This is a genomic window from Microbacterium sp. bgisy207 (assembly GCF_965345035.1).
Classification (GTDB): Bacteria; Actinomycetota; Actinomycetes; order Actinomycetales; family Microbacteriaceae; genus Microbacterium.
The window spans coordinates 1-20,478 of the sequence record NZ_CBDRMG010000009.1; the positions used below are offsets into that span (position 1 = coordinate 1).

Consider the following 20,478-nt stretch of genomic DNA (forward strand, 5'->3'; position numbering starts at 1 on the left):
CGGCGAGTGCAGCAGTCGACAAGGCTGAGACGTATGCGCTTGCTGCGGCCGCTGTGGCGATACCCGATCATCTCGGTCACCGTCGTGGTGCTCGCCGCGGTCGTGGTCCTCCACGCCGTCGGAGCGGATGCGGTGGGACGGTGGACGGCGACGGCCTACGTCGGAGCGTTCGTCGTGTGGACGCTGGTTCGGATGGTGCGTGATGTGCTTCGCGGGCATGTCGGGCTCGACATCCTCGCGGTGGTGGCGATGGTCGCAACCCTCGCCGTGGGCGAGTACATCGCGTCGCTCATCATCGTTTTGATGCTCTCCGGCGGTGAAGCGTTGGAGGACTTCGCCGCCCGGCGGGCCAGGCGCGACCTCACCGCGCTGCTGGACCGATCGCCGCGCACCGCGCATGTTCTCACTCACGAGCATGCGTCGGACTCGGACGAGGTGCAGGATGTCGCGGTCGAGCACGTAGGGATCGATGATGTGCTGCTGGTGCGGCCGGGCGAGATCGTGCCGGTCGACGGCATCCTGCTCACCGAGAGCGGCACGTTCGACGAATCGTCGCTCACTGGGGAGAGTCTGCCGGTGACTCGTGAGGCGGGCAGCGACGTGCTCTCCGGCGCTATCAACGGGAACCGGGCGGTGCGGATCCGGGCGGTGCGGCGCAGCGCGGACAGTCAGTACCAGCAGATCGTCGCGCTCGTGCGTGCCGCGGAGGACTCGCGTGCGCCCGTCGTGCGGCTCGCGGATCGGTTTGCGATCCCCTTCACGGCCGTCTCGCTCGCCCTGGCCGGCATAGCGTGGGCGGTATCGGGCGATCCGACGCGCTTCGCTGAGGTGCTGGTGCTAGCGACGCCGTGCCCGCTGCTGATCGCTGCACCGGTCGCGTTCCTCGGCGGGCTCTCGCGGGCCGCGAAGGCCGGCGTGATCATGAAGGGCGGAGGTGTCGTAGAACAGCTCGCCCGAGTGCAGTCCGCGGCCTTCGACAAGACCGGAACGCTGACGCAGGGCCAGCCGACCCTCGTTGACGTTCGCCCTGTCGGCGGCTTCGAGGCGGGCGAACTGCTGCAGCTCGCCGCGTCTGCTGAACAGTACTCGTCGCATGTGCTCGCAGACAGCATCCGCCGGGCCGCGGTCGAGCGCGGCATCGACCTTCTCGCGGCCGAGGAGGCCAGTGAGGTCGCCACGAATGGTGTGACCGCGGTGATCGGGGGGCGAACGGTCGTCGTGGGGAAGCCCTCCTACGTCGCGTCAGTGGCGGCCGACACGGTGCGCGCAGACCTGACGACGGGCGAGGCCGCGGCCTACGTCGCCATCGACGGCCGGTTCGCCGGCGTCCTCGTGCTCGCCGACGATCCCCGCCCGGAGTCCGTCGCGGTGGTGTCGTGGCTGCGCGCGAACGGTGTCGAACGGATCGTCATGCTCACGGGAGACACTCGTGCGACAGCCGAATCGATCGCGCGGCAGACCGGGATCGACGAGGTGCATGCCGAGCTCCTTCCGCCAGAGAAGGTTCATCTCGCGGCCGACCTGCATCCACGACCCGTGATGATGGTCGGCGACGGGGTGAACGACGCCCCGGTGCTGGCCGCCTCCGACATCGGCGTTGCGATGGGCGCGAAAGGCGCGACCGCGGCCGGCGATGCCGCTGACGTGGTGATCCTTGTCGACTCGCTCAGCAAGGTGGTCGACGCCGTGTCGATCGGGCGGCACACGCTTCGCGTCGCGCTGACGGCGATATGGCTCGGCATCGGTCTCAGCGTGGTCCTCATGGTCATCGCCATGACGGGCGCCATCCCCGCCGTCGCCGGCGCTCTCACGCAGGAGCTCGTGGACCTCGCCACGATCCTCTACGCGCTCCGCGCGCTGGGCGGCCCGCCGAGCGGACTCCCCGCTGCCGCACCGCCGCCGTCACGCCGATCCGACACGGAGTCCGACTCGCACCGCGTGTGACGCTCTGAAACCCGAGCACCACGACTGGAATCTGCGGGCGAAGAGCCGAGGTGCAGGGTTGCCTCTCCTTCCTGGCGGCAGGAGAACTACCGAACTACCGTGAGGAGCCGTGACGACGCAATCCCCTCCATACCGGCATTCCGGCGAGCCTCACGCAACGGGGCTCGCGCAGCGACTCAACTGGCTGCGCGCAGGAGTGCTGGGAGCGAACGACGGGATCGTGTCCACGGCGGCGGTCGTCGTCGGTGTCGCCGGAGCGACAGCGGAGGTCACGCCAGTGTTGCTGGCGGGGGCCGCGGCCCTGGTCGGCGGGGCTATCTCAATGGCGCTCGGCGAGTACGTCTCGGTGTCCAGCCAGCGGGACAGCGAGCGGGCTCTCATCCAGAAGGAGCGGCGCGAGCTGGAGGAGGATCCCGAGGTCGAGCTCGAGGAGCTGGTCGGGCTCTACGAGGAGCAGGGCCTCACCCCCGGAACCGCCCGCCTGGTGGCGACGGAGCTGACCGAGCGCGACGCGCTCAAGGCCCACCTGGCGCTCGAGCTGAACATCGACCAGGAGGACGTCGTCAGCCCCTGGCACGCCGCCTTCGCCTCGCTGATCGCGTTCACGATCGGCGCCGTGCTGCCGCTGCTGACGATCCTGCTGCTGCCGCACCCGGCGCGCATCGTGTGGACCTTCGTTGCCGTGCTCCTCGCCCTGGCGGTCACCGGATACGTCGCGGCCTGGATCGGCGGCTCTCATCGGTGGCGGGCCGTGGTGCGCCTGGTGATCGGCGGTGCGCTCGCCCTGGGAGCGACCTTCCTGGTCGGCTCCCTGTTCGGCACGGTCGTCGGCTGAGGCGGCGCGGACTCACCCCTTGCTCACAGTACGGCCCAGCCGATGAGGCCCGCGGCGATGACGACCGCCCACGCCGGCGCCTTCCACGAGGTCAGGGCGACGAACCCGGCGGCGGCGATCCCGAGGGCCGCGACCGATGTGACCCCTTCGGTGAACACCGGCGTGTAGAGCGCTGCGGCGAGGATCCCCACCACGCCGGCGTTCACGCCCATGAGCGCCCGCTGCGCGAGTGGAGCGCGACGCAGCCGGTCCCAGAACGGCAGCACCCCGACCACGAGCAGTGTCGCGGGGAGGAAGATCGCGACCAGCGCGATCGCGGCGCCGAGCAGCCCGGACGGCGGGCTGGTAGTCGCGGCGCCGAGGTAGGCGGCGAAGGTGAACAAGGGACCGGGGACCGCCTGCGCGGCACCGTAGCCGGCGAGGAACACGTCGTGGTCGACGAGGCCGGTCTGCACGGTCCCGGCCTCCAGCAGCGGCAGCACGACGTGACCGCCGCCGAACACGAGTGCCCCAGCCCGGTAGAACACGTCGAATAAGCGTACCGCCCCGTTCTCAGTGGCGGACACGAGCAGGGGGAGGCCCGCGAGCAGGATCACGAAAAAGGCCAGGCTCCCGATCGCGGCCCAGCGAGGCACCCGCACGACGAATGGCTCCGACTCCGATGCCGTGGCGGCCTGCGGGCGCAGCCACACCAGCCCGACGACTCCCGCGGCGGCGATCACGGCGACCTGTGCGAACGCGCTCGGGACGAGCAGGACGACGATCATGCCCGCCACGGCGATCGTGGCCCGCTTCGCGTCCGGGGTGAGGGTTCTCGCCATGCCCAGCACGGCGTGGGCGACGACCGCGACCGCGGCGGCCTTCACCCCGTGAATCCATCCGGCGCCGGACAGGTCACCGAGCGCCGTGACCCCGTAGGCGAACGCGACCAGCAGGATCGCCGACGGCAGGGTGAACGCCGCCCACGCCGCCAGCAGCCCGCCGAACCCTGCGCGCTGCAGCCCGATCGCCATGCCGACCTGACTGGATGCGGGGCCGGGCAGGAACTGGCACAGCGCCACCAGGTCCGCGTAGGCGCGGTCGCCCAGCCACTTGCGCCGCTCCACGAACGCCTCGCGGAAGTACCCCAGGTGCGCGACCGGGCCGCCGAAGGAGGTCAGTCCCAGGCGCAGGAACACGAGGAACACCTCTCCGACCGTGCCGGGGTGGCGGCGCCCGCCGGTCGAGGGGGAAAGGCTCATCGCGCTCAGTCTGCCCCAGTCACTTGACGCTCACTAGACCAGCACCCTGGCATTCGCGGCCGACCACGCCTGCGCCGCGAGCTGCACGGCATCCCACGGAGAGCCGAGCGGCGGGGTGTAGGAGAGGTCGAGGTCATCGAACTGCCCGATGGTCAACCCGGCATAGAGGGCGGTGGCGAAGGTGTCGACCCGCTTGGCGACCTCGGTGCCGCGCCGCCCGACGAGCTGCGCGCCGAGCAGACGCCCGTCGCCGGTGTCCCCGGTGATGCGGAAGTGGATCGGGTGGGCACCGGGGTAGTACCGCTTGTGGTCGTCCGCGGCCGCGGTGATCGTTGCTGCCGCGTAGCCGGCGGCGATCGCCTCGTGGTCGCGCAGGCCGGTTCGGGCGGCGACGAGGTCGAAGACCTTGACGACCTGGGTGCCGACCGACCCCGCGAAGGCTCGGTCGCCGCCGAGAGCATTCTCTCCTGCGATGCGGCCCTGCTTGTGCGAGGTCGTCCCCAGCGGCAGATAGGTCGCGCCGAGGAGGCGGTGATGCGTGATGATGCCGTCGCCGGCGGCCCAGACGTGCGGGAGCCCGGTGCGCATGTGCTCATCGACCACGACGGCGCGGCCCGCGCCGAGGCTCGCTCCGGCCTGCTCGAGCAGCTCGGTGTTCGGCCGCACCCCGACGACCACGAGCACGAGGTCCGCGGTCTGTGCGAAGGGCTGCCCGTCGCGGGTGCCGGTGACGGTGAGCCCGACCGGGGTCTTCTCGATCCCGGTCACGGTCGAGCCGGTGACGACCTCGACGCCATGCGTCGTGAGTTCGTCGCGGACGAGGGCGCCGAGCTCGGGGTCGAGGGTGGAGAGCACTTCGGGTCCGCGCTGGAGCTGGGTGACCTGCATCCCGCGGGTGATGAAGGCTTCGGCCATCTCCAGGCCGACGTAGCCGGCGCCGACGATGATCGCAGACTGCGGCTGCCGGGTAGTGAGGTCGTGGTCGAGGGCGAAAGTGTCACCCATCGAATGAATGACATGCACCCCGTCCTCCGGGGTCAGCGCATCGAGGCCGGCGATGCCGGCGTGGGACGGGAGCGCGCCGGTGCCGACGATCAGCTCGTCGTAGGCCAGATCCTCGAAGATGCCGTCCGGGGTGCGGACAGTGAGCCGCTGCCCGGCGACGTCGATGCCCGTGGCGAAAGTGTTGAGCCGCAGCCGCATCCCGGTGGCCTCCAAGTCAGCGCTCGTGCGGTGCGCGAGCGACTGCCACGGGGCGACCTCGCCAGTGAAGTAGTAGGGGATGCCGCAGATGGAGAAGTTCGGGTACTCGTCCGCCACCACCACCGTCACGTCGGTGGTCGGGTCGAGTTCGCGGGCACGGAGCGCGGCGGAGATACCGGCGTCGGAGCCGCCGATGGCGATCAGATGGGTCATGGCTGGGCCTTTCGATTCGGGAACAGCAGGAACACAAGCCCGACGCCGACGACCGCGCCGACGACCTGGGCGGCGAGGAACCACAGCGCGGAGGTCGGGGCGATGCCGGCGAAGGTGTCGGTGAAGATCCGGCCGATGGTCACGGCGGGGTTGGCGAACGAGGTGGACGAGGTGAACCAGTACGCGGCGCCGATGTAGGCACCGACCGCCGGGGCGACCAGCGCCGCGCGGCCGGTGCGAGCCAGGGCGAAGATCGTGAGGATCAGCCCGGCGGTGGCGACGACCTCGCCGAGCACCTGCCCCGGTGCCGCCCGGTCGGTCACCGACAGCGCGGCCGGCACGGCGAACATGAGGTTCGCCAGCAGCGCCCCACCGATGCCGCCGACGATCTGAGCGCCAGCGTAGACGGCGATCTCGCCGCCGCCGTGCCGTGCGCCGAGGGCGCGGTCGGCGAGGGTGACGACCGGGTTCAGGTGCGCGCCGGAGACGGGCTGGAAGATCAGGATGAGGACGGTCAGGCCGAGCGCGGTGGCGATCGAGTTCTCCAGGAGCTGCAAGCCCACATCGCCGGGCGAGAGACGCGAGGCGGCGATGCCGGAACCGACCACGACCGTCACCAGCAGGCCGGCGCCCAGCAGCTCAGCGGCAGCACGCCGCCACAGCGGGACGGCCTCGGTCGTGGTGGTGTTCATCGCTGCCCATCTTGACGAATCCGGTTCGCTCAGTCAAACTTGAGGTAATGAACATTGAGGAAACTTGCCTTGCGGGTCGGGTCGCGCGGTATGCGGCGCTGGCCGATCCTGTGCGGCTGCGGATCGTGGACCTGCTCACCCTGGGCGATGTCGCCCCGGTCGAGCTGCAAGGCGAGCTGGGTGTCTCATCGAGCCTGCTCGCCCATCACCTGAACCAGCTCGAACAGGCAGGGCTGATCGTGCGGACGCGGTCGGAGGCCGACCGGCGCCGCACCTACCTCCACCTCGCGCCCGGCGCGCTCGACGGCCTCACCCCTTCCCCGATGCTCGGGGTGCGGCGGGTGGTGTTCGTCTGCACCGGCAACTCGGCCCGATCCCAGCTCGCCGCTGCGCTCTGGCACGGCAGCAGCGATATCCCGGTGGCCTCGGCCGGCACGCACCCGGCCGCGCAGATCGAGCCGGGCGCGATCGCCGCCGCGGACCGACACGGCCTCACCCTGCGAGCCCGCGCCCCGCGCGCGCTGGACGACGTGCTCGGCGCGGACGATTTCGTGGTGACCGTGTGCGACACCGCGCACGAAGAACTCGGCGACGCCGGCTGCGTGCACTGGTCGGTGCCGGACCCGGTGCGCGACGGGACGGACGCCGCCTTCGACGCGGCGTTCGAGGACATCGCCGCCCGCATCCAGAGCCTCGCGCCCCGGCTGACCACGACGAAGGGATGACGACGATGCCAGACGAGCACGAGCGCCACGCGACGATCACCATCGACCAGGAAGCGGGCCTCGCCACCAGCGCCGAGCGCCTGACGCGGGAGTTCGAGGGCACCTTCGGGCGGGAGACGATCGACCGTTTCCTGCACGCCTCCTACACCGACCTCGCCGCCCGTGCGACGGTGCCGACCTATCTGCCGCTGCTGACCGAGAAGTTCGCCCGGCAGCGGCTGCGCGCGCTCGCCAAGGTCGACGGGATGCACCTGACGGGCACGCCGACCGTGCTGTTCCTGTGCGTCCACAACGCCGGCCGCTCGCAGATGGCCCTCGGCTTCTTCCAGCACCACGCCGGCGACCGGGCGATCGGCTGGTCCGGCGGCTCCGAGCCCGGCGAGCAGATCAACCCGGTCGCCGTTCAGGTCATGGCCGAACGGGGCATCGACATCGCCGGCGAGTTCCCCAAGCCCTGGACCGACGAGATCGTGCGGGCGGCGGACGCGGTGATCACGATGGGCTGCGGCGACGCCTGCCCGATCTTCCCCGGCAAGCGGTACGAGGAATGGACGCTACCCGATCCCGCGGGCTGGACCCCGGACGGGATGCGGCCGGTGCGCGACGAGATCGAGCGCCGCGTGCTGAACCTGCTGGCCGAACTCGGCGTCCCCTCCCGCGCCTGACAGTCGACTTCCACAAGCACCGGACCCGCTCCCTGCCAGTCGCGGGGTCGGGGCGGAGGCCGCAATGCCCGAACCGGCTTGTGACATCCGGCGCGATCGCGCAGACTCGGGTATCGGGTTTGGCGGCGTCTCGGCAGGCTCGTTCTCATGTGCTACCGACCGCGTAGGTCCGTGAATCCTGAGGGAGTTGTCCACGCGGCCACCCGGCGACTCGCCCGTGTTTTACGGGCCAGAACGTGCTTTCGTGATCCGGCGGGGACAGGGGTGTCGAACAGTTCTACTCCCACGTCGTCGTCGTGAGTGGGGGAACGATAGGCGTCTTCTCAGCGTCCGATGCTCGGTGGTTCGTTACCGGGCGCGTCACGCGACGGAGCTGGACGATAGGGCGGGAGTGAGCGCCGAAGGGTCTGCCCGATCCGTCCGACGATCCCCGGCGGCTCGGGCACGGCGACCTTCAGTGCGATCCGGCGGTGGGTCTGCTGCTCTTCCAGCGCCCGCACGTCGGCACTGGGGTCGGAGGCGGCCAGCTCGATCATGCGGGCGGCGTCGTCTTGCAGCCGCCGGTAGGCCGACGCGGTCCTCGGACTGAGGTAGCCGCGCCGGGCGTGAGCGGCGCCGAATACGGCGCCGTAGTCCGCGAGCCAGGCAACGGCCTCGACCGGGGTGAGCTCTCGGGTCTGCTCGCTGCGCAGCACCTCGGCCGCGTGGGGCTCGTGCTCCCATGCGCCGGATTCGGTGCGGCGGTTGTCGTAGAGGCGGCGGTCGCGGGTGTAGACCTGGATGCGGGCGACGGCGGGCAGGGCCTCCAGCGCGGCCACGACCTCGGGTGAGCCGGCCAGCGCCGTCTCGTGCGCCTCGGGCGGGGTCCAGCGGCCGACCTCGCCGCGCCGGGCGCGCAGGAACCGTTCTTCCGCGGCCAGGCGCGACACCGGGGCGGGCATGGCGACGGCGACGACCTCGACCCGGTAACCGGCCTCCGCGAACCGGGCCGCGGTGTCGATGACCATCGCTGGATCGCGGAAGGTGCCTTCCAGCAGCACCGGGTAGCCGTGCTCGATCGCATGGTCCAGGGCGAGGCGGATGAGCCCGCTGGAGGTTGGCGCGGTCGCGGCCGGCATCGCCAGCGGGTCGTTCACCGCGAGATCCCGGTAGCCGGGGTGGTAGGCGCGCAGGTCATCCCCGGTGATGGACACCAGCTCGGGGTGCTCCGCGAGGATCGCCGCCTGCGCCCTCGTCTTGCCCGCGGCGGGCTGGCCGCCGAGCAGTACCAGGAGCCGGTCGCCGGTCGGGACCGGCGGGAAGATCGCCTGCCGCGCGGTGGCGTCGAACACCTGCCGCAGCCGCGCCTCGTCGGAGGCGACGGGTTCGGTCACGCGATCCGGCGGCTCGCCTGGCCGGTCAGGGCGTCGATCTCATCGAGCCATGCCTGCTGCTGGGCGATCAGCCCGAGCCGGTCGTCGGGGTCCAGCGCCGTGCGCTGCTGGTTCACCAGGCGCACCCGCGCGGCCCAATACTCGCGCTCGCGCTCGTCGGTCGTGGCGAGCTGCCGTTCGATCAGGACGGAGGCCAGGGTGGTCGCGCCCTGGGCGGTCATGTCGTAGAGGGCCACATCGCTCACGCGGGGCTCGTCGTCGTACCAGGCGCGCAGGGACTCGGCCGGGATCGCGCTCGGAATCGTCACGCTCATGGGATCACCTCTGCTTCGTCGTTGCTCATTCTACCTCCCCGGTCCGCTCCCGCCCCGGACCCGCTCCCTGCTGTTCGCGGGTCGGGACGGAGGGTGCAACATCCGAGCGCAGCGACGTGGTGTTGCGGCATCCGCCACGACCCCGCAAGCTGGTAGAGCGGGTCAGGCGCGGGAACGTGAGTTCGCTACTCGGCACACTCGGCAGGCGCGCAGAGGCACCAGGATTACCCGCCTCTGGAGGGGCGCAAACGTGGCAACATTTTGGCAACGAACGCTGACGACAGGACTTTCCGCGACGCACTCGACGCACGCGGAACCCCAGTAAACACAGGGCAGAACCGGGTCGGGCACGCAGTTCCGGGGGAGCCTATTCCCCTCTCACGGCGGTAACGCGGGTTCGAATCCCGCTGGGGTCACCAACAGCAGAAAGCCCGGCCTTGTGCCGGGCTTTCTGCTGTTGCCGGCGCTTGCTGTTGCGGGGGAATCTGTGGACGGGCGGGCTCACGCCGCCGGAGGCTCCGCGCGTCGTCGGGGGCCGCGCGTAGGCTGACGGCGTGCTCACCACGCTCGCGATCGACGGTTACCGTTCCCTTCGCAGCCTGGTCGTCCCCCTCTCCCCGCTCACGGTGGTGACGGGAGCCAACGGCAGCGGCAAGTCGAGTCTGTACCGGTCGCTGCGGCTGCTGGGCGCGGCGGCGCGCGACGGGGCGATCCGTGCGCTGGCCGCGGAGGGCGGGTTTCCCGGCACGCTCTGGGCGGGACCTGAGTCAGGTGCACCCGCCAGCGGACCCGTGCAGGGAACAGTACGGCGCCGGCCGGTCGCGCTTCGCCTGGGCTTCGGAACGGATGCCGACGGCTTCGGGTACGCGATGGATCTCGGCATGCCCATCCCGTCGCAGACCATGTTTGGCGCCGACCCGGAGATCAAGGCGGAGGCCCTCTGGAGCGGTCCGGTACTGCGCAGTGGCTCCCTGATCAGCGAACGGCGCGGCGCGATCGTTCGCACCCGCACCGGCGCCGGGTGGCTCACGATCCAGCGTGCGCTGGCACCGTGGGAGAGCATGCTGGCAGAGTTCGGCGATCCGGACGTGACCCCCGACCTCCTGGAACTGCGATCTGGTCTGCGCGATTGGCGGTTCTACGATTCGGTGCGCACCGATGCGGATGCCCCCGCTCGCCGTCCGGCGATCGGCACACGCACCCCGATTCTCGCGTCTGACGGCAGCGATCTCGCCTCCGCGCTGCAGACGATTCGCGAGCAGGGAGATCCCGCAGCGCTTGCGGCATCGATCGACCGCGCCCTGCCGGGGAGTCGGCTTCAGATCACCGACCATGGTGGCCGCTTCGAGCTCTCGCTGCGCCAACCGGGAATGCTGAGAGCGCTCAGCGCGGCGGAGCTGTCGGACGGCACGCTCCGCTACCTGGTGTGGGTGGCCGCCCTCATGAGCACGCGACCCGCCGCGCTCATGGCGGTCAACGAACCCGAGACCAGCCTGCATCCGAGCATCCTGGAGCCTCTCGCGGGCATGCTCGTGGACGCGGCGACCAGGTCCCAGATCATCGTCGTCTCCCATTCGGCACCGCTGGTGGCCGCCCTCGAGCGCTCGGGCGCGGCAGTACACGTTCTCGAGAAGGTCGACGGCGAGACCCGCGTCCAGGGTCAGGGTCCCCTCGACGCCCCGTCCTGGGCATGGCCGACCCGGTGATCTGCTCGCCTGCCGCAGGGCGGCGACATCCCGGCGGATCAGGAGTCTGCGCGCGGACCTCGGCGTGACCGGCGTACCAGGACGACGATGCCCCATACGACGCCGCCGATGACCGCGACCACCGCGATCCAGGGAAGCAGGAAGCCGAGGGCGACCACGACGCCGTTGAGCGTCGCCACGAGTCCGTTCCAGCCGGCGACGAGACCATCCCAGAAGCCCGCGGGGTTGGCGTCCACGGATTCGTGCCGCACCGTGAGCGACACGCTCAGCGACGACATCGCGACCTGGTCCTCGAGCGACTCCAGCTGTTGCTGGTACGACTCGAGGGTCGCCTGGCGTTCGGCGAGGGCGGACTCGGCGGCGAGGAGGTCAGAGACCGACCCCGCCTGTGCCATCAGTTCGAGCAGCCGGTCAACGGATGCCTGCGCCGCCTCCACCCGCGCCTGCAGATCGACGACCTGATCGGTGACATCGAAGCGGTCGATCGAAGATGCCGTCACCTCGCCGATCTGCTCCAGATCGGCCATGGCGGAGGCGAGCTCGTCGGCCGGAACCCGGACGGTGATCCACCCGTTCGTGACCGCGACGCTCGGGTCGGCGAGGTCGACGGGGACACCGGAATACCCGGATCCGATGCTCAGTGACTCGACGTAACCGCCGCGCCCATCGGCGACGGCCGCGATCTGTTCGGCAGCCGCCCGAACGTCGTCGACGACGACTGTCGCCGACGAGGACGCGATGATCGCCCGACCGGTTTCGTCGATCGCCGAGTCGGCGCCCTCCGCGCGCAGCTCGGACTGGCCCGAGACATCGGCACCATCGACCACCGTTCCGTCGGTGAGCATCACCTCTCCGCCTGGCATTGCGCCATCGGTCGACATGTCGGCGGACATGACGCCGCCGGTCGCTCCACTCTCGTTCGTGCCGTTGAGCCCAGCAAGCACCGCCGGCGAGATGATCGCCGCGACAGCGACCACCGCGGCGGCCGCCGCACCGGTCATCCAGAGGCGCCCGCGGCGTGCCGAACGGCGAACGGATGCCGCGCGCTCCCGCTCGATGGTCGTGAAGACCCGGTCCTCCATCGCTTGGACGCGATCATCGGTCAACGGCGGCAGGACGGGAGTCGTACCGGCATCCGGCTGGTCGTCGGCGCCGGACGGGGGGAGGGTCGGGGTGTTCATGTGCTCTCCTTGGCAACGGTCCGCAGACGCGTGCGGATGCGGGAGAGACGGTTACGGACCGATCCGTGCGGGATGCCGAGCTGTTCGGCTGCCGCACTGTACGCGTAGCCCTCGGCAGCGCATAGGCGAAGGATCTCGCGGTCGGTGTCCGAGAGGGTGGCGATCTCTGCGGCGATCAGGCGGAGGTACTCCTGGTCGATCACCTGCTGCTCGACGTCCACCATCGCCGGGATGGTTTCATCCACGACGGGCCCGGTGTGATCGCGGTCTTTCCGTTGCGCGCGCATCCGGTTCGCCGACTGGAATCGGCAGATCGTCGCCAGCCACGGCAGCAGCGACTCCGACGCCAGATCGAGCTCCGGAAGCTTGCGCCATGCGACGACGAAGGTCTCCTGAACGACATCCTCGGCATCCGAGGAATCGCCGAGGAGACGGTGGGCGATCCAGTACACCGGTCGGACGTAGGCCCGATAGAGCATGCGGAAGGCCTGCTCGCTGCCGCCGGCGGCGCGGGCGACGAGCTCGGCGTCACCCGTGGTCACTGCATCGGTCATCGCTACCCCTCGCACCGTCCATCGGCGCGCCTCATTGTCTCTCACTCGGTCAGTGTCGGCATCCGGCCATTCGTCTCACGTATCCTGGAGCGGCGAGAGGGAGTATCCCGTTCTTGCGCGTTCGTCATCACGGGCCGACTGCCCCGGGCGCGCACCGCGACACGCGGGGGAGAGACTTTCGGTGACCGCAATGCCCTCCTGCCGCGAAAGGCTCCCGTGGATCTCACCCTCCCGCTCTGGTTCGAGATCGGTTCGCTCGTCGCGCTGACGCTGATCCTTGTGGCCGACCTGCTCATCATCTTGAAGCGGCCCCACATCCCGTCCACGCGGGAATCGACCCTGTGGGTTGTCTTCTATGTGACCCTCGCGCTGATCTTCGCGGGCCTCATGTGGCTGATCGCCGGCGGCGAATATGCGGGTCAGTTCGTTGCCGGGTGGCTCACCGAGTACAGCCTGTCGATCGACAACTTGTTCGTCTTTGTGCTGATCATGAGTCAGTTCGCGGTACCGCGGCGGTATCAGCAGGAAGTGCTGATGGTCGGCATCATCATCGCCCTTGTGCTGCGCGGTCTGTTCATCCTCGCCGGCGCCGCGATCATCGAGAACTTCAGCTGGGTCTTCTATGTCTTCGGGGCGTTCCTGGTCTGGACCGCTTACCGGCAGGCGTTCCCGGGCGCAGGTCACGATGACGAGGTCAAGAAGGAGAACTTCGTGGTGCGGCTCATCCGCCGCACGGTCGACATCAGCGACCACTACGACGGCGCGAAGATTCGTACGACCGTCGACGGCAAGCGGATGTTCACGCCCATGATCATCGTGTTCGCCGCGATCGGCGTGACCGATCTGATCTTCGCGATCGACTCGATTCCCGCGATCTTCGGCATCACGCAGAGCGCGTTCATCGTGTTCACCGCGAACATCTTCGCTCTCATGGGTTTGCGTCAGCTCTACTTCCTGCTGGGCGACCTGCTCGATCGCCTGCGCTATCTGCACTACGGCATCGCCTTCATCCTGGCCTTCATCGGTGTGAAGCTCTTCCTGCACGCGATGCACGTCAACGAGCTGCCGTTCATCAACGGGGGAGAGCCGATCGAATGGGCTCCCGAGATCTCGACGTTCGTGTCGCTCGGCGTCATCGTGGTGTCGATGATCGTCGCGACCGTCGCGAGCCTGGCGGCATCTGCCCGGGAGCGTCGCGCGGGAGTGGCTCCCGCGCCGCACAACCCTGTGGATGCGGCATCCTCGGTCGCCGACGAGAAGGGCACGCCCTCGACCGTCGAGCGTTCCGACGGCACGCCCTGACGCCGGTGGTAGTCTGAGCGCATGCGGATCGCTCGCGTTCTTCTTAGCGGCCGCGACGGGTCCTAGTTCTCAGGCCATCCCCGTCGCGGAGTTTCGTCGCGGGCTTGAACCACATTTCCCTGGAACGAAAGAACTCATGAGCGAATCCACCATCGACGTCGGCATTCCCGAACACCCCCGCACTCTGGCCGAGAAGGTCTGGGACGACCACCTGGTCGTGAAGGGCGAGAACGGTCAGCCCGACCTCATCTACATCGACCTGCACCTCGTGCACGAGGTGACCAGTCCGCAGGCCTTCGACGGGCTGCGGGCCGAGGGACGTCCCGTCCGCCGGCTCGATCTCACGATCGCGACCGAGGATCACAACACCCCGACGCTCGACATCGACAAGCCGATCGCGGATCTCACAAGCCGCACCCAGATCGAAACCCTGCGCCGCAACGCCGAGGAGTTCGGTGTGCGCCTGCACTCGCTCGGTGACAAAGAGCAGGGGATCGTCCACGTCGTGGGTCCGCAGCTCGGTCTCACGATGCCCGGTATCACGGTCGTCTGCGGCGACTCCCACACCTCCACGCACGGTGCGTTCGGAGCGATGGCCTTCGGGATCGGTACGAGCGAGGTCGAGCACGTGCTGGCCACCCAGACACTGCCGCTGAAGCCCTTCAAGACGATGGCGATCACGGTCGAGGGCGAGCTGAAGCCCGGCGTCACCGCCAAGGACATCATCCTCGCCGTCATCGCGAAGATCGGCACCAACGGCGGCCAGGGTTACGTGCTCGAGTACCGCGGCTCCGCCATCCGCGCCCTCTCGATGGAGGGACGGATGACGATCTGCAACATGTCGATCGAAGCCGGTGCCCGCGCGGGAATGGTCGCCCCCGACGAGACGACGTTCGCATACCTCAAGGGTCGTCCGCACGCCCCTAAGGGGCAGGACTGGGACGACGCGGTCGCCTACTGGCGCACCCTTCCCAGCGACGAAGGCGCCGTCTACGACGCCGAGGTCTTCATCGATGCGAACGAGCTCGAGCCCTTCGTGACCTGGGGTACCAACCCCGGCCAGGGCGTCTCGCTGAGCGACCGCGTTCCCGCGCCTGAGTCGTTCACGGACCCGAACGAACGTGCCGCCGCCGAACGCGCCCTCGAGTACATGGATCTGGTTCCCGGCACACCGCTGAAGGATGTCGCCGTGGATGCCGTCTTCATGGGATCGTGCACCAACAGCCGCATCGAGGACCTCCGCGCTTTCGCATCCATCATCAAGGGCCGTACCAAGGCGGAGGGCGTGCGCGTCATGGTCGTGCCGGGCTCTGCTCGCGTGCGGCTGGAGGCAGAAGCCGAGGGTCTGGACAAGATCTTCACCGAGTTCGGTGCGGAATGGCGCTTTGCGGGGTGTTCCATGTGTCTGGGGATGAACCCTGATCAGCTCGCTCCCGGAGAGCGGTGCGCATCGACCTCAAACCGCAACTTCGAGGGACGGCAGGGCAAGGGCGGACGTACTCACCTGGTGTCGCCGCTCGTCGCGGCTGCCACAGCCGTGCGAGGCACGCTGTCCAGCCCGAGCGATCTCGAACCGCTCAACCAAGCGGTAGCTACCAGCGCAGCGGAGGCCTGACATGGAGAAGTTCATCACGCATACGGGTGTCGTCGCGCCACTGAAGCGCTCAGCCGTCGACACCGACCAGATCATCCCCGCGGTGTACCTCAAGCGAGTGACCAAGACGGGATTCGAGGACGCGTTGTTCGCGAACTGGCGTCAGGACCCCGAGTTCGTTCTGAATCAGCCCGCGTTCGCCGGGGCATCGATTCTGGTTGCCGGACCCGACTTCGGCACCGGCTCCAGCCGTGAGCATGCCGTCTGGGCGCTGCGCGACTACGGGTTCCGCGTCGTGCTGAGCCCCAAGTTCGCCGACATCTTCCGTGGCAACTCGGGCAAGCAAGGCCTGCTCACGGGGGTGATCAGCGAAAGCGATCTCGAAGCGATCTGGGCCGCGACCGACGCGAACCCCGGAGCGCAGATGACGGTCGACCTCGACGCCCGCCGCGCGACGCTGGGTGACCTCCAGGTTGATTTCGACATCGACGATTACACTAGGTGGCGGCTCCTGGAGGGACTCGACGATATCGGGTTGACACTGCGTAACGAGGAAGCGATCACGCAGTTCGAGTCGCGCCGCGCATCCTGGCGGCCGCGCACCCTCCCCGTTCCGTAGCCACCCACCGAGGCACCGCGAGGCCGATCGCCCCGCCGATGTCGAGACGTAAGTGAGGTTCATCCCGGATGAAGACGCTTCTGAGCGACGACGCCGCGCGGGCGGCAGCAACGGAACCGGCCGGCGAAGTGCTCCTCGTCCGCGGCGGGCGTCCTCTGCGGGGGCGGGTGACCGTGACCGGTGCCAAGAACCTCGCAACCAAAGCGATGGTGGCCTCCCTCCTGGGCGACTCTCCGAGCACGTTGCGTGATGTCCCTCAGATCAGCGATGTTCGTGTCGTCCGCTCGCTCCTGGAGGTTCACGGTGTGCGGGTTGCCGACGGATCCGAGCCCGGCTCGCTCGTGCTCGACCCGACGGATGCCGTCTCGGCACACATGGAAGAGATCGACGCGCACGCGGGCGCATCGCGTATCCCGATCCTGTTCTGCGGCCCTCTCCTGCACCTGCTCGGTGAGGCGTTCATTCCCGACCTCGGTGGGTGCCGTATCGGCGATCGCCCGATCAACTTCCACCTGGATGCGCTCCGCCAGTTCGGTGCCATCGTGGAGAAGTTGCCGACCGGCATCCGTCTCTCGGCCCCGGAGGGGCTTCACGGAGCGAACATCGATCTGCCGTACCCGAGTGTTGGGGCGACTGAGCAGGTGCTCCTGACGGCGGTGCGCGCCAGGGGTGTCACGGAGCTACGCGGGGCCGCGATCGAACCCGAGATCATGGATCTGATCGCGGTGCTGCAGAAGATGGGCGCGATCATCTCCTACGAGCCCAATCGCGTCATCCTCATCGAGGGCGTCGATGCGCTCTCCGGCTACGACCACCGGTGCATCTTCGACCGCAACGAGGCCGCGTCCTGGGCGTCGGCTGCGCTCGCGACCGACGGAGACATCTTCGTCGAGGGCGCCAAGCAGCAGGAGATGCTGACGTTCTTGAACATCTACCGCAAGGCCGGCGGATGGTTCGATGTGCGCGAGGACGGCATCCAGTTCCGTCGCAGTGGACCACTCAAGCCCGTGATCGTCGAAACGGACGTGCACCCCGGGTTCATGACCGACTGGCAGCAGCCCCTGATCGTCGCGCTCACCCAGGCAGAGGGCGAGTCCGTCGTCCACGAGACCGTGTACGAGAACCGGTTCGGGTTCACGGATGCTCTGAACAAGATGGGTGCGAGCATCGTCGTCCACGCCGACGGCCTCGTCGCGCCCTACCGCCGCGTGCCGCGCCGCGCTCTCGAGCAGGCAGCTGTCGTGACAGGTCCGACGCCGCTCCACGGCGCCGATGTCGTGGTTCCCGATCTGCGGGGCGGCTACAGTCACCTCATCGCCGCGCTGACGGCCAACGGCGAGTCCACCGTCCGGGGGGTCGGGATCCTCAGCCGCGGCTACGAGAAGCTCTTCACGAAGCTGTCGGCGCTCGGTGCAGATTTCGATATCGTCGGCTGACATGGGCGACCCGAAACCGCGAGCCTCCTCGGAGAAGACGCGGCCCAGCGTCTTCTGGCCGCTGGCGGCGATCGTTGTGCCGCTGCTGGGCATCGTCGCTCGCGTCGAGATCCAGGACGGACACAAGCTTCCGCGCGAGGGAGCCTTCGTGCTCGCACCGAATCACATGAGCGAGTTCGACCCGATCATCGTCGCGCGTGCCGTGTGGGGGATGGGTCGGGCGCCGAGGTTCATGGCGAAGGAGAGCCTGTTCTCGGTCCCCGTCCTGGGCGCGGTCCTGCGGGCAACCGGCATGATCCCCGTCGCGAGGGCGTCGTCGGCGGGCGCGGCCAAGCAGACCATGGCCCAGGCCGAGCACCTCGTCGCCGAAGGTCGCGGGGTGATCGTGTACCCCGAGGGCAGCCTCACCCGCGACCCGGACCTGTGGCCGATGCGCGGAAAGACAGGGGCTGTGCGGCTTGCGCTGGCGGGTGAGATTCCGCTCATCCCGGTTGCGCACTGGGGTGTGCAGGAAATCCTGCCGCGCTACGGAAAGCTCAGTCTGTGGCCGCTGAGAAAGCGCGTGCGCGTGCGCGTCGGCGACGCACTCGACCTGTCCGCCTTCGCGGGCCGGACCCGAGAGGCATCCGCGCTCGTTGCGGCAACCGACCTGTTGATGGCGGAGATCGCCCGTCTCGAGAGCGAACTGCGGGGTGAGCCCGCGCCCGCCGAACGGTGGGATCCGGCATCTCATGGGCAGAAGGAGACCGGGCGTCTTGAGTCGTAGAGAGGATGCCGCCAGGCCGCGGGTCGCGGTGGTCGGCGCCGGCAGCTGGGGGACGACCTTCGGCAAAGTCCTCGCCGACGGCGGCGCGCGCGTCACGATGTGGGCGCGACGCCCGGAGCTTGCCACCGAGATCACCGAGGCCAAGCGCAACAGCCACTACCTGCCGGGGATCAACCTCCCCCGCCACGTGACGGCGACCTCGCACCTCGAGGAGGCGCTCTCGGGCGCCGAGCAGATCTACCTTTCCGTGCCCAGTCAGGCTCTGCGGCAAAACCTCAAGGCGATCCGCCCGCTCATCGAGGGCACCTCGGTGCCGGTCGTATCGCTCATGAAGGGTGTCGAACGCAAGAGCGGTCTGCGGATGAGTCAGGTGATCGAGCAGGAGTTGCGCTGCGATCCCGATCTCATCGCGGTCGCGTCGGGCCCGAACCTCGCCCTCGAGATCGCGAAGGAACAACCGACCGCGGCGGTGATCGCCTCCCGGAGTCAGGAGACCGCGGATGCTGTCGCCCGTCGCGCGCGGAACGCGTACTTCCGGACCTTCGTGAACACCGATGTCATCGGTACCGAGTTCGGCGGGGTGCTCAAGAATCTCATCGCCGTGGCGATCGGGATCGTCGACGGGGTGGGGTACGGCGAGAACACGAAAGCATCCATCATCACGCGCGGGCTCGTCGAGATGACGGATTTCGCGGTCGCCCAGGGCGCGCACCCCGAGACGTTGCAGGGGCTGGCGGGGCTCGGCGATCTGATCGCGACGTGCCAGTCGCCGCTGAGCCGCAACAACACCGCCGGTCGCCTTCTCGGCCAGGGCTACAGCTTCCAGGATGTCGTCAAGCAGATGGAGCAGACCGCTGAGGGTCTCGCATCCGTCGCCCCGATCCTGTCGCTTGCGGCGGAGGCCGGTGTCGACATGCCGATCGTGGAGCAGGTGAAGATGGTTCTGGACGGCACGATGAACCCCAAGGACATCGCGCCGCACCTGACAACCGATGACGACGAACCCCAGGGTGAGAGGACGCAGAATGGCACAGGCGACGGTGGCGGTGCTGTTTGGCGGTCGCTCCAGCGAGCACTCGATCAGCTCCGTCACGGCGGGCGGGGTGCTGCGGGCCCTCGATCGTGACCGGTTCCGGGTGATTCCGGTCGGCATCACCCGCGACGGCGTCTTCGTCCTCGAGGAGGACAACCCCGACAAGTTCGCTCTGGATGCTGCCCACCTTCCCGACGTCGTCGACAACGGCACCCGGGTGCTGTGGCCCGAGGGCGGTGCCGATCGTGTCCTTCGCGTGCGGCGGGAAGACGGTACGGTCCAGTCGCTCGGGGAGATCGACGTGGTGCTGCCGATTCTGCATGGTGTGCACGGGGAGGACGGCACCGTGCAGGGATTTCTCGACACCCTGCGGATTCCCTATGCGGGCGGCGGGGTGCTGGACTCGGCGCTGTGCATGGACAAGCACTTCATGAAGATCGTGCTGCAGGCATCCGGAGTCACCGTCGCGCCGTGGGTGACGATCTCCCGAGACGGCTGGGCGGCGGATCCGGATGCCGCACGCCGAGCGGCGCGCGCGCTCGGGGTCCCGAACTTCGTCAAGCCTTCGCGCGCCGGTTCCAGCGTCGGTGTCTCGAAGGTCCATGACTGGGACGAGTTCGACGCTGCTGTCGAGCTCGCGCTCGCCGAGGACGACAAGGCCTTGGTCGAGACCGCGATCGTCGGCCGCGAGATCGAGGTCGCCGTCCTCGAGACGCCGGGCGGCGCGCCGGCGAGGGCGTCGCTTCCCGGTGAGATCGTGCTGACCGCGCGGGAGTTCTACGACTTCGAAGGCAAGTACCTCGGCGGAGACGGCGCCGAGGTCGTGTGTCCGGCGTCCCTGACGGAGGACGAGATCGCGGCGCTGCAGGAGGTGGCAGTGCGTGCCTTCGACGCTGTCGGTGGGCGGGGCCTGGCACGCGTCGACTTCTTCCTGACGCCCGAGGCGATCTATGTCAATGAGCTGAACACGATGCCGGGGTTCACGCCGATTTCGATGTTCCCGAAGTGCTGGATCGCTTCCGGAATGACCTACACGGAGCTGATCAGCGACCTGTTGGATACGGCGCTCCTTCGGGGCTGAT

General features: G+C 68.9%; 19 protein-coding genes. 12 read left to right on the top strand and 7 right to left on the bottom strand.

What is annotated here, in order from left to right:
* Positions 1-33: 33 nt before the first annotated feature.
* Positions 34-1,944 carry a heavy metal translocating P-type ATPase gene (locus ACSGC5_RS10080; protein ID WP_195691664.1) on the top strand — a complete coding sequence of 637 codons (1,911 nt, stop codon included), beginning with the start codon at positions 34-36 and terminating at the stop codon, positions 1,942-1,944.
* 109 nt (positions 1,945-2,053) lie between these two features.
* The gene (locus ACSGC5_RS10085) at positions 2,054-2,779 is read left to right on the top strand and encodes a VIT1/CCC1 transporter family protein (protein WP_195691663.1); all 726 of its coding nucleotides are present in this window, start codon (positions 2,054-2,056) and stop codon (positions 2,777-2,779) included.
* A gap of 23 nt (positions 2,780-2,802) precedes the next feature.
* Here the strand turns inward: ACSGC5_RS10085 and chrA are convergent, their stop codons facing one another.
* From chrA to ACSGC5_RS10100, 3 genes are read right to left on the bottom strand one after another with little or no spacing between them, the layout of a single operon-like run.
* A complete protein-coding gene (gene chrA / locus ACSGC5_RS10090) occupies positions 2,803-4,020 on the bottom strand; it encodes a chromate efflux transporter (RefSeq protein WP_195691662.1) in 1,218 nt (405 codons plus the stop codon).
* A 33-nt stretch (positions 4,021-4,053) separates the two neighbouring features.
* Positions 4,054-5,436, bottom strand: coding sequence for an FAD-dependent oxidoreductase (locus ACSGC5_RS10095; protein WP_195691661.1), 1,383 nt, complete (start codon positions 5,434-5,436; stop codon positions 4,054-4,056).
* Entirely contained in the window at positions 5,433-6,128 is a 696-nt protein-coding gene (locus ACSGC5_RS10100) for an aquaporin (protein WP_195691660.1), read from the bottom strand. Before ACSGC5_RS10100 ends, ACSGC5_RS10095 begins: the two co-directional genes overlap by 4 nt.
* A gap of 47 nt (positions 6,129-6,175) precedes the next feature.
* Between ACSGC5_RS10100 and ACSGC5_RS10105 the strand changes: the two genes are divergently transcribed.
* Both ACSGC5_RS10105 and ACSGC5_RS10110 read left to right on the top strand, forming a co-directional pair.
* On the top strand, positions 6,176-6,853 hold the full coding sequence (locus tag ACSGC5_RS10105) for a helix-turn-helix domain-containing protein (RefSeq protein WP_195694251.1): 678 nt from the start codon (positions 6,176-6,178) through the stop codon (positions 6,851-6,853).
* A 5-nt stretch (positions 6,854-6,858) separates the two neighbouring features.
* Positions 6,859-7,518 (top strand): arsenate reductase ArsC, encoded by a 660-nt coding sequence (locus ACSGC5_RS10110; protein WP_228178110.1) that lies wholly within the window; start codon positions 6,859-6,861, stop codon positions 7,516-7,518.
* A gap of 323 nt (positions 7,519-7,841) precedes the next feature.
* Here the strand turns inward: ACSGC5_RS10110 and ACSGC5_RS10115 are convergent, their stop codons facing one another.
* Together ACSGC5_RS10115 and ACSGC5_RS10120 are read right to left on the bottom strand one after the other, a co-directional pair.
* The gene (locus ACSGC5_RS10115) at positions 7,842-8,891 is read right to left on the bottom strand and encodes a zeta toxin family protein (RefSeq protein ID WP_195691658.1); all 1,050 of its coding nucleotides are present in this window, start codon (positions 8,889-8,891) and stop codon (positions 7,842-7,844) included.
* The gene (locus tag ACSGC5_RS10120) at positions 8,888-9,205 is read right to left on the bottom strand and encodes a hypothetical protein (protein WP_195691657.1); all 318 of its coding nucleotides are present in this window, start codon (positions 9,203-9,205) and stop codon (positions 8,888-8,890) included. Before ACSGC5_RS10120 ends, ACSGC5_RS10115 begins: the two co-directional genes overlap by 4 nt.
* Before the next feature lie 554 nt (positions 9,206-9,759).
* Here ACSGC5_RS10120 and ACSGC5_RS10125 point away from each other — a divergent pair.
* The gene (locus ACSGC5_RS10125) at positions 9,760-10,911 is read left to right on the top strand and encodes an AAA family ATPase (RefSeq protein WP_434970500.1); all 1,152 of its coding nucleotides are present in this window, start codon (positions 9,760-9,762) and stop codon (positions 10,909-10,911) included.
* 38 nt (positions 10,912-10,949) lie between these two features.
* On the opposite strand, the gene ACSGC5_RS10130 is transcribed toward ACSGC5_RS10125, so the two are convergent.
* Positions 10,950-12,092, bottom strand: a complete 1,143-nt coding sequence (locus ACSGC5_RS10130) for a DUF4349 domain-containing protein (RefSeq protein WP_434970501.1) — start codon at positions 12,090-12,092, stop codon at positions 10,950-10,952.
* Positions 12,089-12,646, bottom strand: a complete 558-nt coding sequence (locus ACSGC5_RS10135) for an RNA polymerase sigma factor (protein WP_434970502.1) — start codon at positions 12,644-12,646, stop codon at positions 12,089-12,091. Before ACSGC5_RS10135 ends, ACSGC5_RS10130 begins: the two co-directional genes overlap by 4 nt.
* A 216-nt stretch (positions 12,647-12,862) precedes the next feature.
* Between ACSGC5_RS10135 and ACSGC5_RS10140 the strand changes: the two genes are divergently transcribed.
* The 7 genes from ACSGC5_RS10140 to ACSGC5_RS10170 all read left to right on the top strand — a co-directional run bounded on the left by ACSGC5_RS10140 (position 12,863) and on the right by ACSGC5_RS10170 (position 20,477).
* Positions 12,863-13,948, top strand: coding sequence for a TerC family protein (locus ACSGC5_RS10140; protein ID WP_434970503.1), 1,086 nt, complete (start codon positions 12,863-12,865; stop codon positions 13,946-13,948).
* Positions 13,949-14,084: 136 nt separating this feature from the next.
* Entirely contained in the window at positions 14,085-15,563 is a 1,479-nt protein-coding gene (leuC, locus tag ACSGC5_RS10145) for a 3-isopropylmalate dehydratase large subunit (protein WP_434970504.1), read from the top strand.
* 1 nt (position 15,564) lies between these two features.
* Positions 15,565-16,161, top strand: a complete 597-nt coding sequence (leuD, locus tag ACSGC5_RS10150) for a 3-isopropylmalate dehydratase small subunit (RefSeq protein WP_434970505.1) — start codon at positions 15,565-15,567, stop codon at positions 16,159-16,161.
* A gap of 68 nt (positions 16,162-16,229) precedes the next feature.
* Positions 16,230-17,597, top strand: coding sequence for a UDP-N-acetylglucosamine 1-carboxyvinyltransferase (murA, locus tag ACSGC5_RS10155; protein WP_434970506.1), 1,368 nt, complete (start codon positions 16,230-16,232; stop codon positions 17,595-17,597).
* A gap of 1 nt (position 17,598) precedes the next feature.
* Positions 17,599-18,363: a lysophospholipid acyltransferase family protein gene (locus tag ACSGC5_RS10160; RefSeq protein WP_434970508.1), complete on the top strand. Its 765-nt coding sequence runs from the start codon at positions 17,599-17,601 to the stop codon at positions 18,361-18,363.
* The gene (locus ACSGC5_RS10165; protein ID WP_434970509.1) at positions 18,353-19,489 is read left to right on the top strand and encodes an NAD(P)H-dependent glycerol-3-phosphate dehydrogenase; all 1,137 of its coding nucleotides are present in this window, start codon (positions 18,353-18,355) and stop codon (positions 19,487-19,489) included. Before ACSGC5_RS10160 ends, ACSGC5_RS10165 begins: the two co-directional genes overlap by 11 nt.
* On the top strand, positions 19,389-20,477 hold the full coding sequence (locus ACSGC5_RS10170) for a D-alanine--D-alanine ligase family protein (RefSeq protein WP_434970510.1): 1,089 nt from the start codon (positions 19,389-19,391) through the stop codon (positions 20,475-20,477). The genes ACSGC5_RS10165 and ACSGC5_RS10170 overlap by 101 nt, the downstream gene beginning before the upstream one ends.
* Position 20,478: the final 1 nt, after the last annotated feature.

Excerpts from the sequence above, each read along its gene's own strand:
- ACSGC5_RS10170 (WP_434970510.1), top strand. The coding sequence starts at position 19,389 with ATGGCACAGGCGACGGTGGCGGTGCTGTTTGGCGGTCGCTCCAGCGAG.
- ACSGC5_RS10095 (WP_195691661.1), bottom strand. The coding sequence starts at position 5,436 with ATGACCCATCTGATCGCCATCGGCGGCTCCGACGCCGGTATCTCCGCC.
- ACSGC5_RS10080 (WP_195691664.1), top strand. The coding sequence starts at position 34 with ATGCGCTTGCTGCGGCCGCTGTGGCGATACCCGATCATCTCGGTCACC.
- ACSGC5_RS10130 (WP_434970501.1), bottom strand. The coding sequence starts at position 12,092 with ATGAACACCCCGACCCTCCCCCCGTCCGGCGCCGACGACCAGCCGGAT.
- leuD (WP_434970505.1), top strand. The coding sequence starts at position 15,565 with ATGGAGAAGTTCATCACGCATACGGGTGTCGTCGCGCCACTGAAGCGC.
- ACSGC5_RS10100 (WP_195691660.1), bottom strand. The coding sequence starts at position 6,128 with ATGAACACCACCACGACCGAGGCCGTCCCGCTGTGGCGGCGTGCTGCC.
- chrA (WP_195691662.1), bottom strand. The coding sequence starts at position 4,020 with ATGAGCCTTTCCCCCTCGACCGGCGGGCGCCGCCACCCCGGCACGGTC.
- leuC (WP_434970504.1), top strand. The coding sequence starts at position 14,085 with ATGAGCGAATCCACCATCGACGTCGGCATTCCCGAACACCCCCGCACT.
- ACSGC5_RS10120 (WP_195691657.1), bottom strand. The coding sequence starts at position 9,205 with ATGAGCGTGACGATTCCGAGCGCGATCCCGGCCGAGTCCCTGCGCGCC.
- ACSGC5_RS10110 (WP_228178110.1), top strand. The coding sequence starts at position 6,859 with ATGCCAGACGAGCACGAGCGCCACGCGACGATCACCATCGACCAGGAA.
- ACSGC5_RS10135 (WP_434970502.1), bottom strand. The coding sequence starts at position 12,646 with ATGACCGATGCAGTGACCACGGGTGACGCCGAGCTCGTCGCCCGCGCC.
- ACSGC5_RS10160 (WP_434970508.1), top strand. The coding sequence starts at position 17,599 with ATGGGCGACCCGAAACCGCGAGCCTCCTCGGAGAAGACGCGGCCCAGC.
- ACSGC5_RS10105 (WP_195694251.1), top strand. The coding sequence starts at position 6,176 with ATGAACATTGAGGAAACTTGCCTTGCGGGTCGGGTCGCGCGGTATGCG.
- murA (WP_434970506.1), top strand. The coding sequence starts at position 16,230 with ATGAAGACGCTTCTGAGCGACGACGCCGCGCGGGCGGCAGCAACGGAA.